Below are 14,186 nucleotides of genomic sequence, written 5' to 3'. Positions count from 1 at the left end.
GGGCCCGGCGTTGCACGTACCGGCACCGGCGACCGCGGGTGCTGTCATGCGGTGGTGGCTGACCAGCCGTAAGTACGACACTCGCCCATTGCCGGCCCGCAAATCCTGTTGCTAGCGTGGCCCTGGCAGCAAGCGATCGATCCTTTCCGTTCTCCCGCGACCCGCTTCCGCCGGCGGCCCGCGCGCCGCCCGCCGGAGCGGCTCTCCTCCTAGCGACAGGTCCGCCCATGCGCGTGCTCGACCGGTTGACCACAGCCGTCGTCGCGCTGGCGTTCATCCTGGTCGGCCTCGGTGTGCCCGTCCGCGGGGAGACCCCCGAGCCCGGCGCGGTGGTCGCCGCCGCGCACCAGTCGATCGTCCACGACGCGCCGTCCGTTCCGCCACCGGACGGACGGCCCGTTGCCGCTCCGGTCGCCACGCCGGACCGTCCCGCCCCTCCCACCGACGACCCCCGAGCCGCCGCGGCGCACCCCGGCGCTCCGTCGGACGCGCGGACGGGGTTCTCCGGCGGAAGCCGTGGTGACCACCGCGCCGGCGTCGTGCTCACCGACGGACCGGACGATCTCCTCCCGGCCGCGCCCGTGCGCGTCGACGGCACGCCCGAGCGGGTCGTCGCCGCGACCCGGTACCGGGCACCGGCCGTACCGCTGCCGCCGCGCGGCACCCTGCCTCCCCGGGCCCCGCCGGCCGCCTGACCCGACCCGCTGGCCCGCCGACGGTGACCCACCCGTCGCTGCTGGAGCCGCGTGGATACGAGTGCCCTACCTGGACGCTGCGCGTCCGATCCCGAACGCCTGCCGTGGCGGCCATCCGCCGCCATGGTTTCCCGCCCGGGCCATCCGCCCGGGACCCCTTGAATCCGGAGGATTCACATGTCCAAGTTCCGCTGGCGCAAGCCGGCGACCATCGCGGGGGCACTGGTGCTGGCCGCCGCGCTCGGTGGCGTCGTCGCCACCAACCACGAGGTGCGCGAGAAGCTGGGCCTGGCCGAGGAGCCCGGCGCCAACCTGCCCTGGCATCCGCGGGAGTTCATGGAGCTGGCGGCCGGGGAGTCGAGTGAGGAGGCCGGCGAGGAGGCCTTCGAGGCGCGCATCATCGCCGAGCAGTTCGCCCAGGCCCGCTACGCGCCGGGCATCGTCTCGCCGGGCGCGTACTCGAACGCGTTGAGCCAGCTCAACGCGCTGCCCACCACGAAGGGCGGCTGGCGCGAGGTCACCAACATCAAGTACGACGGCGACGACCCGCGCTACCGCGACTACGCGTCCAACTCTTCCGGGGGTGCCGGCCTGGTCACCGGCCGGATCACGGGCCTGGCCGCGGACAACAGCGGTTATGTGTACGCGGCCGGCGCGGACGGCGGCGTGTGGCGCTCCTCGACCGGCGGCGGGAGCTGGACGCCGATCACGGACGCGCTGCCCACCCTGTCCAGCGGCGACATCGTGCTCGCCGGGGACGGTTCGCTCTGGTACGCCACGGGCGAGGCGAACACCGGCGGCACCTCGTACGTCGGTGCCGGCGTCTACCGGCTGGCCAACCCGAAGTCCGGCACGTTCAAGGCGACCGACCGGGTCGGCGGGACCGAGCTGGAGAGCACGGTCATCAACAAGCTGCGCTTCTTCGACGGCAAGGTCTGGGTCGCCACCAACCGGGGCCTGTTCTCGCACGCGATGAGCAGCACCTCCGGCGCCTGGAAGCTGGAGTTCACCCCGAACCCGAGCTACCTGCCCGGCGGGGCGAACGCGGGTGACGCGAACGCCGCGTACAAGAACATCGTCAACGACGTGGCCCAGGACCCGCGTAACCCGAAGCACGTGGTGGTCGCCTCGGCCTGGCGCTCCGGCGACGCGTACAACGGCTTCTACGAGACCCGCGACTACACCGCCGGTGGCTGGACGAAGGTCAACCCGACCGGCGCCATGCCGGCCGACGACATCGGCTACGTGACGTTCGCCTTCTCCGCCGACGGCGGCAAGCTGTACGCGATCAACCAGTCGCCGCGGCTGCTCAACAAGCCGGCCGGCAACGTGAACAGCTACCTGGACGGCATCTACGTCTCCAACACCGGCAACCCGGCCGGCCCGTGGAACAAGATCGCCGACTCGTCGAAGCTGGGCAACTCCGGCTCCGCGCTCAAGCAGACCGTGATCGGCAAGGGCTACGGCCCGGGCATCCAGGCCTGGTACAACCAGTTCCTCGCGGTGGACCCGGCCAACCCGAACCACCTGTGGGCGGGCCTGGAGGAGGTCTACGAGTCGACCGACGCGGGTGCCACCTGGAAGACCGTCGGGCCGTACTGGAACTTCGGCTTCTCCTGCTGGAGCAGCTACGACGCGCAGAACAAGTGCAACAAGACCACCCACTCCGACCAGCACTCGGTGGCGGTGGGCAACGGGTTCGTGTACGTCGGCAACGACGGCGGCGTGTACCGCCGGCCGATCAACGGCAGCACCGACAAGGCCGGTCACGCCACCGACTGGCAGAGCCTCAACGACGGCACCATCGACGCCCTCCAGTACTACTCGGTCTCGGTCGGCAGGGACCCGGCGAAGGCCGGCACCGTCGTCTCCGGTGGGCTGCAGGACAACGGCGTCTCGGTGCTGCGGGCCGGCGACGCCGTGATGGGCTCGAACTTCGGCGGCGACGGCGGCGACTCGCTGGCCGACCCGGCGAACGGCTGCCGGCAGGTCCAGGAGTACACCAACCTGGCCATGCGGGTGACCGAGAACTGCAACGCCAACCCGGGCCCGGGCACGGAGGCGACCTCCACCTCGCGGGACATCCAGCCGTACACCTCGCGACCGGGGGACGAGCCGGCGCGGTTCATCGCGCCGTTCGCGCCGGACGACCACGACGCGAACGTCTGGGTCGCCGGCGGCCAGCACGTCTGGGTGAACACCAAGGGCTACGCGATCCGGGACGGCAAGGGCTGGACGAACGTCTTCGACCTGGGTGCCGGCCACACCGCCACCTCGGTCGCCGTCTCCGGCGGCACGGCGTACGTCGGCTGGTGCGGGCCGTGCAACAACGCGGGCTTCGCCCGGGGCGTCGCGGTCGGCAAGATCGACGACCCGTCGAGCTGGCACCAGCTCACCCTGCCGGGTGACTTCCCGAACCGGTTCGTGCAGGGCGTCGGGATCGACCCGGCGAACGCCGCGCACGCCTTCCTCGCGATCAACGGGTTCTCCCGCCGGTTCACCGAGGGACCGGGTGCCGGCTACGGCCACGTCTACGAGACCACCGACGCGGGCGTGACCTGGAAGGACGTCTCGGCGAACCTGCCGGACGTGCCGGCCAGCTCGATCAAGGAACTGGCCAACGGCGCGCTGGTGCTGGCCACCGACCTGGCCACCTTCTACCGCGCACCCGGCGCCACCACCTGGCAGCGGCTCGGCTCCGGCCTGCCGCTGACCGTGGGCATGGACGTCGAGTACAACCCGGTCGACAACTCGGTCTACGTCGCGACCCACGGCCGCGGCATCTGGGCGTTCAACCTCGCCCAGCTCTGACCGCCGAAGGCCGGCCGGTTCCTGGCAGCCGGCCGGCCCTCGGCCTCGACCGCGGGTCCCGCCCCCTATTCCTCCGGGGGCGGGGCCCGCCTCGCCACGTCAGGCGGCCGGGCGTACCTCGGCGAAGTGGCAGGCCGAGGGGTGCGGGTCCGCGGCGCGGAGCACCGCGAACGGCTCCCGGGTGGCGCAGACGTCCTGCGCCTTCCAGCACCGGGTCCGGAACCGGCAGCCCGACGGCGGGTCGGCCGGGCTCGGCACGTCGCCGGTGAGCCGGATGATCCTCCCGTCGTCGCGGGCGTCCGGGTCGGGCACCGGCACCGCCGAGAGCAGCGCCTGGGTGTACGGGTGGGTGGCCCGCTCGTAGATCTCCTGCTCGGTGCCGATCTCCACGATCTTGCCGAGGTACATCACCGCGACCCGGTCGGAGATGTGCCGGACCACCGACAGGTCGTGCGCGATGAAGATGTACGACAGTCCGAACTCGTCCTGGAGCTGCTCCAACAGGTTGATCACCTGGGCCTGGATCGACACGTCCAGCGCGGAGACCGGCTCGTCGCAGACGATGATCTCGGGTCGCAGGGCGAGCGCCCGGGCGATGCCGATGCGCTGGCGCTGGCCGCCGGAGAACTGGTGCGGGTAGCGGTTGACGTGCTCGGGGTTGAGTCCCACCACGTCCAGCAGCTCCTGCACCCGCCGCCGCTTGCTACCCTTCGGCGCCGCCTCCGGGTGGATCTCGAACGGCTCGCCGATGATGTCGCCGACCGTCATCCGGGGGTTCAGCGAGGTGTACGGGTCCTGCATCACCATCTGCATGTTGCGGCGCAGCCGGCGCAGCTCCGCCCCGGAGGACCTGAACAGGTCCTTCCCCTCCAGGGTGGCCCGGCCGGCGGTCGGCTTCTCCAGCCGCATCAGCAGCCGGGCCAGGGTGGACTTGCCGCAGCCGGACTCGCCGACCACGCCGAGCGTCTCGCCCCGGCGCAGCTCGAAGCTGACCCCGTCGACCGCCTTGACCGCGCCGACCTGCTTCTTGAACAGCACGCCCTGCGTGATCGGGAAGTGCTTGACCAGGTTGTCGACGGAGAGGATGGTCTCGCCGCGGACCTTGGTCGGGCTAGCGGGCGCTGTCATCACGGACCTCCTGGGCGAAGTGGCACGCGCTGGTCCGGCCCTCGCCGAGGGCCAGGTCCCGCGGCACCTCGTCCACGCAGACCTGTTGCGCGTACGGGCACCGGGGGTGGAACGGGCAGCCGGAGGGGATGCGCATCAGGTTCGGCGGCAACCCCCTGATCGTCGAGAGCGCCTGGCCGCGTACGTCCAGCCGCGGGATCGACGCCAGCAGACCCCTGGTGTACGGGTGGGCCGGCGTCCGGTACAGCGAGCGCACGTCGGCGTGCTCGACGATCCGGCCGGCGTACATGACGGCGATCCGGTCCGCGACCCCGGCGACCACGCCGAGGTCGTGGGTGATCAGGATCATCGCCATGTCGAGGTCGCGGCGCAGGTCGGCCAGCAGGTCCATGATCTGGGCCTGCACGGTGACGTCCAGCGCGGTGGTCGGCTCGTCGGCGATGAGCACCTTCGGGTTCAGGGCGAGCGCCATTGCGATCATGACGCGCTGCCGCATGCCGCCGGAGAACTGGTGCGGGTAGTCGCCGAGCCGCTTCGCGGCGCCCGGGATCTTGACCAGGTCCATCAGCTCGACCGCCCGCCGGCGCGCGTCGGTGCGGGACACCCCCTCGCGCTGGCGCAGTGTCTCGCCGATCTGCCAGCCGACCGGGAAGACCGGGTTCAGCGCGGAGAGGGCGTCCTGGAAGATCATCGCGATCTCCTTGCCGCGCACCTGCCGGCGCTCCTCCTCGGACCGGGTCAGCAGGTCCCGGCCCTGGTAGAGGATCTGGCCGGAGCGGATGTGCGCCGGCGGGGTGTCGAGGATGCCCATGATCGCCTGGGCGGTCACCGACTTCCCGGAGCCGGACTCGCCGAGCACGGCGAGGGTCTCGCCCGGGTCGAGGTGGTAGGACACCCCGTTGATCACCTTGGCCACGCCCTCGTTGGTGCGGAACTCGATCTGCAGGTCCCGTACCTCGAGCAGGTGGCCACCCGGCGGGGTGGGGGTGGCCGGCACCGGCCGGACAGCGGATTGCGTCATGAGGATCACCGCAGCTTCGGGTCGAAGGCGTCGCGGATCGCATCGCCCAGCATGATGAAGGCGAGCACGGTCAGCGCGAGGAAGGCGGAGGGCACGAGCAGCGGGGTCACCGACTCGCGCATGTGCACCCGGCCGGCGTCGACGTCGATGCCCCACGAGATGGTCGGGGCCTTGAGGCCGATGCCGAGGAAGCTCAGCGTCGCCTCGGCGGCGATGAACGAGCCGAGCGCGATGGTGAGGACCACGATCGCCGGGGCGAGCGCGTTCGGCAGGATGTGCCGGAACATGATCCGGCCGTTGCCGGCCCCGAGCATCCGGGCCGCGGCGACGTAGTCCTGCTCCTTGGCGGTGAGCACCGAGGAGCGGACCACCCGGGCCGCGGTGGTCCAGCCCAGCGCCGCCAGCACGAAGATCACCGCGGCGATCCGGACCGTGGAGCTGTCGCTGTTGACCCGCTTGAGCAGCACGATCGCGGCGAGCAGCAGCGGGATGCCGAGCACGACGTCGGTCACCCGGGAGAGCACCGCGTCGACCCAGCCGCCGAAGTAGCCGGCGAGCATCCCGACGGTCAGCGCGATGAGACCGGTGCCCAGCGCGGAGAGCGCGCCGACCAGCAGGGAGGCGCGGGCTCCGTAGACCGCCCGGGAGTACGTGTCGCAGCCCTGGAAGTCGTACCCGAAGATGGCCCCGCCGGACGGCCCGGCGTGCTGCCGGGCGAGCACGCAGTCGCGCGGGTCGTTGGCGGTGAACAGCGACGGGAAGGCGGCCATCGCGGCGACCAGCACGACCAGGACCAGGCTGATCCAGAAGATCGGGTTGCGACGCAGGTCGCGCCAGGCGTCGCCGGCCAGGCTGCGCGGCTTCTGGGGTGCCACGCTTGGCTCACTCATAGCGGATCCTCGGGTCGAGTACGGCGTACAGGACGTCCACCACCAGGTTGGAGACGAGGTAGACCACGACCAGCACGCTGACGATGCCCACCACCAGGGGGCCGTCCTCGGTGCGGATGCCGCGGAACAGGTTGAAGCCGACACCGGGGATGTTGAACACGCCCTCGGTGATGATCGCGCCGCTCATCAGGTTGCCCAGCTCGACGCCGAGGAAGGTGATCACCGGGATGAGCGAGTTGCGTAGCACGTGCACGCTGACGATCCGGCGCTTGACCAGGCCCTTCGACCGCGCGGTGCGGACGTAGTCGGCGCGCAGGTTCTCCGCCACCGAGGTGCGGGTCAGCCGCAGCGCGGTGGCCAGCGAGAGCGAGCCGAGCACGATGCCGGGCAGCAGGAGCGCGTACAGGCTCGGCTCGGCGCCGGCGGTCGGCGGGAAGAGCTGCCACTTCACGCCGAGCAGGTACTGGGCCAGCGGGGCCAGCACGATGGTCGGGATGCCGAGCACCAGCAGGGTGAGCACCAGCGTCGAGTTGTCGAAGATGCTGGCCCGCCGGATGCCGGCGATCACGCCCGCGGTCACGCCGAAGACGACCGTGACGGCCATGGCGATCAGCGCCAGCTTGACGGTGACCGGCCAGGCGGCGGCGAGGATGTCGCCGATCTGCCGTCCGGTCAGCGACTGCCCGAGGTCGCCCTGGAGCAGGTTCTTGAGGTAGTCGAAGTAGCGGTAGAAGAAGCCACCGACGCCGGTGGCGTCCAGGTGGTACTTCTCGGTCAGGTATGCCCGCTGGGCCGCGGTGACGGGTCGTTCCCCCGCGAGCGCCTGGATGGGGTCGCCCTGGCCGGCGAACATCAGCGCGTAGACGATCAGCGTGGTCCCGAAGAACGCGAGAACCATCTGGAGCAGTCGCCGCAGAATGAAGCGGAACATCCTGAAGTCTCTCTGGAAGGGGCGGAAGGTACGCCGTTCGCGCGGGTCGGGCCACCCGGCGTGGGCGGCCCGACCCGTCGCACGGGGGGTGTTACTTGACGGCCTCGATCTTCAGCAGGTTGACCGGTCGAAGAGGTCCACCTCGACGTTCTTGACCTTGGTCGAGTGGCCGAAGTTGTTCTGGCCGAACCGGAGCGGGATCACCGGCATGTCCTTGGCCAGGAGGTCTTCCGCCGCCTGGTACTTCTTGATCGCCTCGTCCTGCGTCGGGGCGCCGGCGCCCTCGGCGAGCAGCTTGTCGAACTCGGGGTTGCTGTAGCCGTAGTAGTTCGACGAGCCGTTGGTGCTGTACAGCGGGCCGAGGTAGTTCTCCATGGACGGGTAGTCCATGACCCAGCCCATCCGGAACAGGCCGACCGGCTGCTTCTGCTTGAGCTTGGTCAGCAGGTCCGCGAACTTCGGCTCGGCGGTGCCCACGCAGTCCACGCCCAGGTTGGCCTTGAGCTGGTTGCAGGTGGCGTCGATCCAGTCCTTGTGGCCGCCGTCGCCGTTGTAGGACAGCTCGATCTTCTTCGGGCCGCCCGCGGCCTCGTACCGGGCCTTGGCCTTGGCCGGGTCGAACTCACCGGCCGCGCCGAGGGTGTTGTCCCGGTAGCCGGCGACGACCGGCGAGACGAACGAGCGGGCCGACTGCTGCGAGCCCTTGAAGATCGACCTGGTGATCTCGTCCCGGTCGATCGCCATCGAGATGGCCTTGCGCACCTCGGGGTTGCTGAACTCCTTCTGGAAGGTCGGGAAGGCCAGCACCTGGAGCGAGGAGGCCGGGCTCTGCTGGAACCGGTCGCCGAGGTCGGCGGCGGCGGTCGACAGGTTCTCGGTCGGGATGGTCTTGATCACGTCGAGGTTGTCCGACAGCACGTCCGCGTACGCGGCGGTCGGCTGCTGGTAGATCCGGAACTCGACGCCGCCCACCTTCGGCTGCTGGCCGGGGAAGGCGTCGTACTTCTCGACCTCGACCTTGGCGTCGTGCTGCCAGGTGCCCTTCATCTTGAACGGGCCCTGGCCGACCGGCGCCTGCTCGTAGCCCTCGGCGAGCACGCCCGGGGCGGAGAAGGCCGCCTTGGGCAGCGGGTAGAAGGCCGTGTAGCCGAGCATGCTCTTGAAGTCGACGTACGGCTCGGCGAGCGTCACGGTGAAGGTCAGGTCGTCGACCTTCTTCAGGCCGCTCAGCGTCGTGGCCTTCGGCTTCTCGCCCTGGAGGTCGTCGTAGCCGGCGATCTTCTCGAAGAAGTAGCTGGAGTTCTGGCCGTTGGGGGCGTACGCGCCGTAGTTCCAGGCGTCGATGTAGTTGTCGGCCGTGACCGACTCGCCGTTGTGGAAGGTGTAGCCGGGCTTCAGCTTGATCGTCCAGACCTTGTTGTCCGACGACGTCACCGAGTCGGCCGCCACCTCGTACGGCTTGTTCGCCTCGTCGTAGTCGATCAGCGGGCTGAACAGGGCGGACAGCACCTGCGAGCCGCTCGTCTCGGTGGTGTTGGTCGGCACCAGGTGCTGCGGCTCGGCGATTTCGATCCGCACCGACGCGTTGGGGTCGCTCTTGCCGCCACTGCCTCCGCCCGAGCCGCAGGCCACCAGGCCCAGGGTCACCGCGAGCGGGAGAGCGGTCCAGGCGGCGAGCCTACGAACACGCATTGAGTCTCCTCATCTCCTCACGCTGCGCAGTCAGGCCCGGCGCTGGGTAACGCTGCGCAACGATCGGCAACGGTAGGTCGTCGCGGCCGGTTTCGGCAACGAGAGCGTTGCGATGTGGTAACGGACTGCGAACCTCGGGTTTGCTGACCGGGTGGCCCTCTGCTACGGGGGGAGGAGGTAAAGGAACTGCTCATTGCCGCTTTTCAGCCTCGCCGGGTTGCGCCCGGAGCGTGCTCCCGGGCTCCTCGGGTGCTTCCCGACCGGCCGTCTGCTCTGCCCCGGTTGTCATCGGGTGTCCGTCCCACGATGTGGCGCGATACACAGTGTGTAACGGGGAGTGACGAATCCCACGTAACGGAGGGTCACGGTTGGCTGTCGTCGGCCGGGGTCGCGACGCGACGTGAGACGATCCAGACGTGACGGCGACGATCCTCGACGGCAAGGCAACCGCGGCGGAGATCAAGGAGGAGTTGCGGACCCGGGTCAAGGCGCTGGCGGAGCGCGGCACCATCCCTGGGCTCGGCACGGTCCTGGTCGGCACCGACCCCGGCTCGCAGGCGTACGTCAACGGCAAGCACCGCGACTGCGCCGAGGTGGGCATCGCATCCATCCGCCGCGAGCTGCCCGCCGACGCCGGCCAGGAGCAGCTGGACGCCGTCCTCGCCGAGCTGAACGCCGACCCGGCCTGCCACGGCTACATCGTCCAGCTGCCGCTCCCCGGCCACCTCGACACCCAGCGGACGCTGGAGATGATCGACCCGGCCAAGGACGCCGACGGCCTGCACCCGGTCAACCTCGGCCGGCTGGTGCTCGGCTACGAAGGCCCGCTGCCCTGCACCCCGCGCGGCATCGTCGAGCTGCTCCGCCGGCACGACGTGGCGCTGCGCGGTGCCAAGGTCGCGGTGGTCGGGCGCGGCAACACCGTTGGCCGGCCGCTCGGCCTGTTGCTCACCCGGCGTAGCGAGAACGCCACCGTGACCCTCTGCCACACCGGCACGCTGGACCTGGCCGAACAGACCCGCGCCGCCGACATCGTCATCGTCGCGGCCGGCGTGCCGGGCCTGCTCACGGCCGAAATGATCACGCCCGGCGCGACGGTCGTCGACGTCGGCATCACCCGCGTGATCGGCCCCGACGGCAAGGGCCGCTACACCGGCGACGTCGACCCGGAGGTGGCGGAGGTGGCCGGCAAGCTGGTGCCGATGCCGGGCGGCGTCGGGCCGATGACCCGGGCCATGCTCCTGACCAACGTGGTGGAGCGTGCCGAGCGGCAGGGGTAACCCCCCAAGCGCGTCATAACCGTCCGCCCCTGGGCCGACCGGTGCCAGGATGGCTGATACGGTCCGGAAAAACCGACTGGTAGCAGGGAGTGGGACGACCATGGGTAAGAAGGTCACTGTCGTCGGGGCCGGCTTCTACGGCTCCACCACCGCGCAGCGCCTGGCCGAGTACGACGTCTTCGACACCGTCGTGATCACCGACATCGTGGAGGGCAAGCCGGCCGGTCTCGCGCTGGACCTCAACCAGTCGCGCGCCGTGGAGGGCTTCGAGACCAAGGTCGTCGGCGTCACCACCGGCCCGAACGGCGAGGGCTACGATGCCATCGAGGGCTCGGACGTCGTCGTCATCACCGCCGGCCTGCCCCGTAAGCCGGGCATGAGCCGGATGGATCTGCTGGAGACCAACGCCAAGATCGTCCGCCAGGTCTCCGAGAACGTCGCCAAGTACGCCCCGAACGCCGTCGTCATCGTGGTCTCCAACCCGCTCGACGAGATGACCGCGCTCGCCCAGATCGCCACCCAGTTCCCGAAGAACCGGGTGCTCGGCCAGGCCGGCATGCTGGACACCGCCCGGTTCACCAACTTCGTCGCCGAGGCGCTGAACGTGCCGGTGAAGTCGGTGAAGACCCTGACCCTGGGCTCGCACGGCGACACCATGGTCCCGGTCCCCTCCAAGAGCACGGTGGACGGCAAGCCGCTGCGCGACGTCATGCCCGCCGAGCAGATCGAGGAGCTGGTCGTCAAGACCCGCAACGGGGGCGCCGAGGTCGTCGCGCTGCTGAAGACCGGCTCCGCGTACTACGCCCCGTCGGCGGCCGCCGCCCGGATGGCCAAGGCCGTGGCCGAGGACTCCGGCGAGGTCATGCCGGTCTGCGCCTGGGTCGACGGCGAGTACGGCATCTCCGGCGTCTACCTGGGCGTCGAGGCCGCGATCGGGGCCGAGGGCGTCAAGCGGGTCGTCGAGACCGACCTGGACGCCGACGAGATGGCCAGCCTCAAGGAGGCCGCCGAGGCCGTCCGCGCCAAGCAGGCCGACGTCGCCAACATGTGACCCCAACCGCACGAGAGCGCCCCGCGACCGCCGGTCGCGGGGCGCTCTCGCGTTCCGGGCCGGCTGCGGTCGCCTGCGCCGTCGATCAGGACGCCCAGGCCGTCGAGAACCCGGGCCAGGCCGAACTCGTACGCGTGGTCCGGGCTGTACGCGGCGTTCTGCGCGGCCCCCGCCGCGGCGCCGACCCGGACGGCGGTCGGGTACCGCTGCTCGTCGAGGACCCGGGCGAGCAGCGGGGCGTTCGCCGCCCACCACTGTTCGTCGCTCCACGCGCTCGCCTGGCGGGCGATCCGAACCTCGGCCGCCGAGCGGGCGGCGGCCCGGACGAAGTCGAGGACGTAGGTCAACGCCGCGTCCCGTTGCACGTCGTCCAGGCCGGTGCCGTCGAAGGCGCGCAGCTCGTACTCGTACTTGGCCATCATCCCGGGGCCGAGCGGCGGCCGGCCAGCGGCGACCTCGGCGGCCCAGGGGTGGGCGGTGAACAGCTGCCGGTTGTCCTGCGCGAGCGCGGCCACCCGGGCCCGCCACGGTTCGCCGGAGCGGTCCGGCCGGGGCATCCGGGCGTAGCTCGTGTCCAGCATCAGGTCGAGCAGCTCAGCCTTGCCGGGCACGTAGGTGTAGCGGGTCATCGGGGCCACGCCGACCGCCTGGGCGACCGCCCGCATGGTCACCGCGTCGAGCCCGTTCGCGTCGGCCAGTTCGATCGCGGCCGTGACGATGTCGTCCAGCGAGCGGCCCTGGCCAGCATCCAGCCGGAGCACCTGCGCGGGCAGCGGGCCGCGGGCCTGATCGTCGCCTTCGTGGTGGACGACATCGACGCCGAGTACGCCCGGCTCCGCGCCGCCGGCGTGGCGATCACGACGCCGCTCCAGACCGAGCCCTGGGGGGAGCGGTTCTTCCAGGTCACCGACCCGAACGGGGTGATCCTCCAGTTGGTGCAGTGGGTGTCCGCCCCGGGCGAGGCCGGCTGAGCCTCGCGCGACTGGAAACGGCCACCGTCCTGCCGGGCGGGACGGTGGCCGTGATAGACCCGATCGTGTGATCCAGCGGCATCCGGGAAGGATGTCACCGCGGCCGCCCCGGGGGAGCCCGTTTTCCACTCCTGGTGAGGCCGGCTGGGGCGCCCCGGTCAGTTTCCAGTACGCTCGTACTGCTTGAGCACGTGTCCCCCGAGAGGAGCGCCGGCCGATGGCGAAGATCAAGGTAAACAACCCGGTCGTGGAAATCGACGGCGACGAGATGACCCGGATCATCTGGAAGCAGATCCGGGAGCAGCTGATCCTGCCGTACCTCGACGTCGACCTGCACTACTACGACCTGTCGATCCAGCACCGCGACGCCACCGACGACCAGGTCACCATCGACGCCGCCAACGCCATCAAGGAGCACGGCGTCGGCGTCAAGTGCGCCACCATCACCCCGGACGAGGCCCGGGTGGAGGAGTTCGGCCTGAAGAAGATGTGGCGGTCGCCGAACGGCACCATCCGCAACATCCTCGGTGGCGTCGTCTTCCGCGAGCCGATCATCATGTCGAACGTGCCGCGGCTCGTCCCCGGCTGGACCAAGCCGATCATCATCGGCCGGCACGCGCACGGCGACCAGTACAAGGCCACCGACTTCGTCGTCCCCGGCCCGGGCACGGTGACCATCACCTACACCCCGGCCGACGGCGGGGCACCGATGGAGATGGAGGTCGCCAAGTTCCCCGGCGGCGGCGTCGCCATGGGCATGTACAACTTCGACGAGTCGATCCGGGACTTCGCCCGCGCCTCGATGCGCTACGGCCTGGACCGCGGCTACCCGGTCTACCTGTCGACCAAGAACACCATCCTCAAGGCGTACGACGGCCGGTTCAAGGACATCTTCGCCGAGGTGTTCGAGAACGAGTTCAAGTCGGAGTTCGAGAAGGCCGGCATCAGCTACGAGCACCGGCTGATCGACGACATGGTCGCCGCCGCGCTCAAGTGGGAGGGCGGGTTCGTCTGGGCCTGCAAGAACTACGACGGTGACGTGCAGTCCGACACCGTGGCCCAGGGCTTCGGCTCCCTCGGCCTGATGACCTCCGTGCTGATGACCCCGGACGGCCGCACGGTCGAGGCCGAGGCCGCGCACGGCACGGTCACCCGGCACTACCGGCAGTGGCAGAAGGGCGAGAAGACCTCGACCAACCCGATCGCGTCGATCTACGCCTGGACCCGGGGCCTGGCCCACCGGGGCAAGCTGGACGGCACCCCGGCGGTGACCGAGTTCGCCAACACCCTGGAGCAGGTCATCGTCGACACCGTCGAGGGCGGCCAGATGACCAAGGACCTCGCGCTGCTGATCTCGCGCGACGCCCCGTGGCTGACCACCGACGAGTTCATGAACGCGCTCGACGAGAACCTGGCCCGCAAGCTCGCGGCCTGATTCCCGTACGCGTCACGACAGAGCCCGCCGGCCCGCTGCCGGCGGGCTCCGTCGTCTCCGCCGGTCGGTGTGGCGCGCTCCGGCCCCGCGCCGGTCGCGTCACCGCAGGTGGCGCGCCTCGTTGAACTGGGTGGACGGGATGCGAGTCCCATCCAGGAAGGTTGACCGCGGTCGCCTCGCGGCAGAGTGCCGATCAGCCAGCCTTCCCGGCTGTCGCGCACAGCCAGCCGTCCCTTCCCTCGCGGGGGGCCCTGTCCCGGGCCCCCCGCGCCCTGTTGTGC

9 protein-coding genes and 3 pseudogenes are annotated in these 14,186 nt (G+C 70.5%); 6 read left to right on the top strand and 6 right to left on the bottom strand.

Going from position 1 to position 14,186, the window contains the following annotated elements:
* Positions 1-227 precede the first annotated feature (227 nt).
* Together ABZ570_RS08545 and ABZ570_RS08540 are read left to right on the top strand one after the other, a co-directional pair.
* Positions 228-695, top strand: coding sequence for a hypothetical protein (locus ABZ570_RS08545; RefSeq protein ID WP_358058935.1), 468 nt, complete (start codon positions 228-230; stop codon positions 693-695).
* A gap of 177 nt (positions 696-872) precedes the next feature.
* Positions 873-3,506 (top strand): glycosyl hydrolase, encoded by a 2,634-nt coding sequence (locus ABZ570_RS08540; RefSeq protein WP_358058932.1) that lies wholly within the window; start codon positions 873-875, stop codon positions 3,504-3,506.
* Between the two features lie 99 nt (positions 3,507-3,605).
* Here the strand turns inward: ABZ570_RS08540 and ABZ570_RS08535 are convergent, their stop codons facing one another.
* From ABZ570_RS08535 to ABZ570_RS08515, 5 genes and pseudogenes are all read right to left on the bottom strand, one after another.
* Positions 3,606-4,634 carry a dipeptide ABC transporter ATP-binding protein gene (locus ABZ570_RS08535; protein ID WP_358058929.1) on the bottom strand — a complete coding sequence of 343 codons (1,029 nt, stop codon included), beginning with the start codon at positions 4,632-4,634 and terminating at the stop codon, positions 3,606-3,608.
* The gene (locus tag ABZ570_RS08530; protein WP_358058926.1) at positions 4,618-5,655 is read right to left on the bottom strand and encodes an ABC transporter ATP-binding protein; all 1,038 of its coding nucleotides are present in this window, start codon (positions 5,653-5,655) and stop codon (positions 4,618-4,620) included. Before ABZ570_RS08530 ends, ABZ570_RS08535 begins: the two co-directional genes overlap by 17 nt.
* Positions 5,656-5,660: 5 nt before the next feature.
* On the bottom strand, positions 5,661-6,545 hold the full coding sequence (locus ABZ570_RS08525; RefSeq protein ID WP_358058923.1) for an ABC transporter permease: 885 nt from the start codon (positions 6,543-6,545) through the stop codon (positions 5,661-5,663).
* Entirely contained in the window at positions 6,538-7,476 is a 939-nt protein-coding gene (locus ABZ570_RS08520) for an ABC transporter permease (RefSeq protein ID WP_358058920.1), read from the bottom strand. Before ABZ570_RS08520 ends, ABZ570_RS08525 begins: the two co-directional genes overlap by 8 nt.
* 91 nt (positions 7,477-7,567) lie before the next feature.
* Positions 7,568-9,168 (bottom strand): annotated as a pseudogene (locus tag ABZ570_RS08515) (ABC transporter substrate-binding protein).
* 416 nt (positions 9,169-9,584) lie between these two features.
* Between ABZ570_RS08515 and ABZ570_RS08510 the strand changes: the two are divergent.
* On the top strand, positions 9,585-10,448 hold the full coding sequence (locus ABZ570_RS08510; RefSeq protein ID WP_358058917.1) for a bifunctional methylenetetrahydrofolate dehydrogenase/methenyltetrahydrofolate cyclohydrolase: 864 nt from the start codon (positions 9,585-9,587) through the stop codon (positions 10,446-10,448).
* A gap of 100 nt (positions 10,449-10,548) precedes the next feature.
* Positions 10,549-11,499 (top strand): malate dehydrogenase, encoded by a 951-nt coding sequence (mdh, locus tag ABZ570_RS08505; protein WP_358058914.1) that lies wholly within the window; start codon positions 10,549-10,551, stop codon positions 11,497-11,499.
* Between the two features lie 104 nt (positions 11,500-11,603).
* Here mdh and ABZ570_RS08500 read toward each other — a convergent pair.
* Positions 11,604-12,260, bottom strand: a pseudogene (locus ABZ570_RS08500) (TetR/AcrR family transcriptional regulator); the annotation flags it as partial.
* On the opposite strand from ABZ570_RS08500, the pseudogene ABZ570_RS08495 reads away from it, so the two are divergent.
* A pseudogene (locus ABZ570_RS08495) lies at positions 12,237-12,470 on the top strand (VOC family protein); the annotation flags it as partial. The pseudogenes ABZ570_RS08500 and ABZ570_RS08495 overlap by 24 nt on opposite strands.
* A gap of 217 nt (positions 12,471-12,687) precedes the next feature.
* Positions 12,688-13,905: an NADP-dependent isocitrate dehydrogenase gene (locus ABZ570_RS08490; protein WP_358058911.1), complete on the top strand. Its 1,218-nt coding sequence runs from the start codon at positions 12,688-12,690 to the stop codon at positions 13,903-13,905.
* Positions 13,906-14,186 lie beyond the last annotated feature (281 nt).

It is taken from the genome of Micromonospora sp. NPDC007271 (assembly GCF_040634005.1).
In the GTDB taxonomy this organism is placed as follows: Bacteria; Actinomycetota; Actinomycetes; order Mycobacteriales; family Micromonosporaceae; genus Micromonospora.
This window is presented reverse-complemented; position numbering and strand designations above follow the sequence as displayed.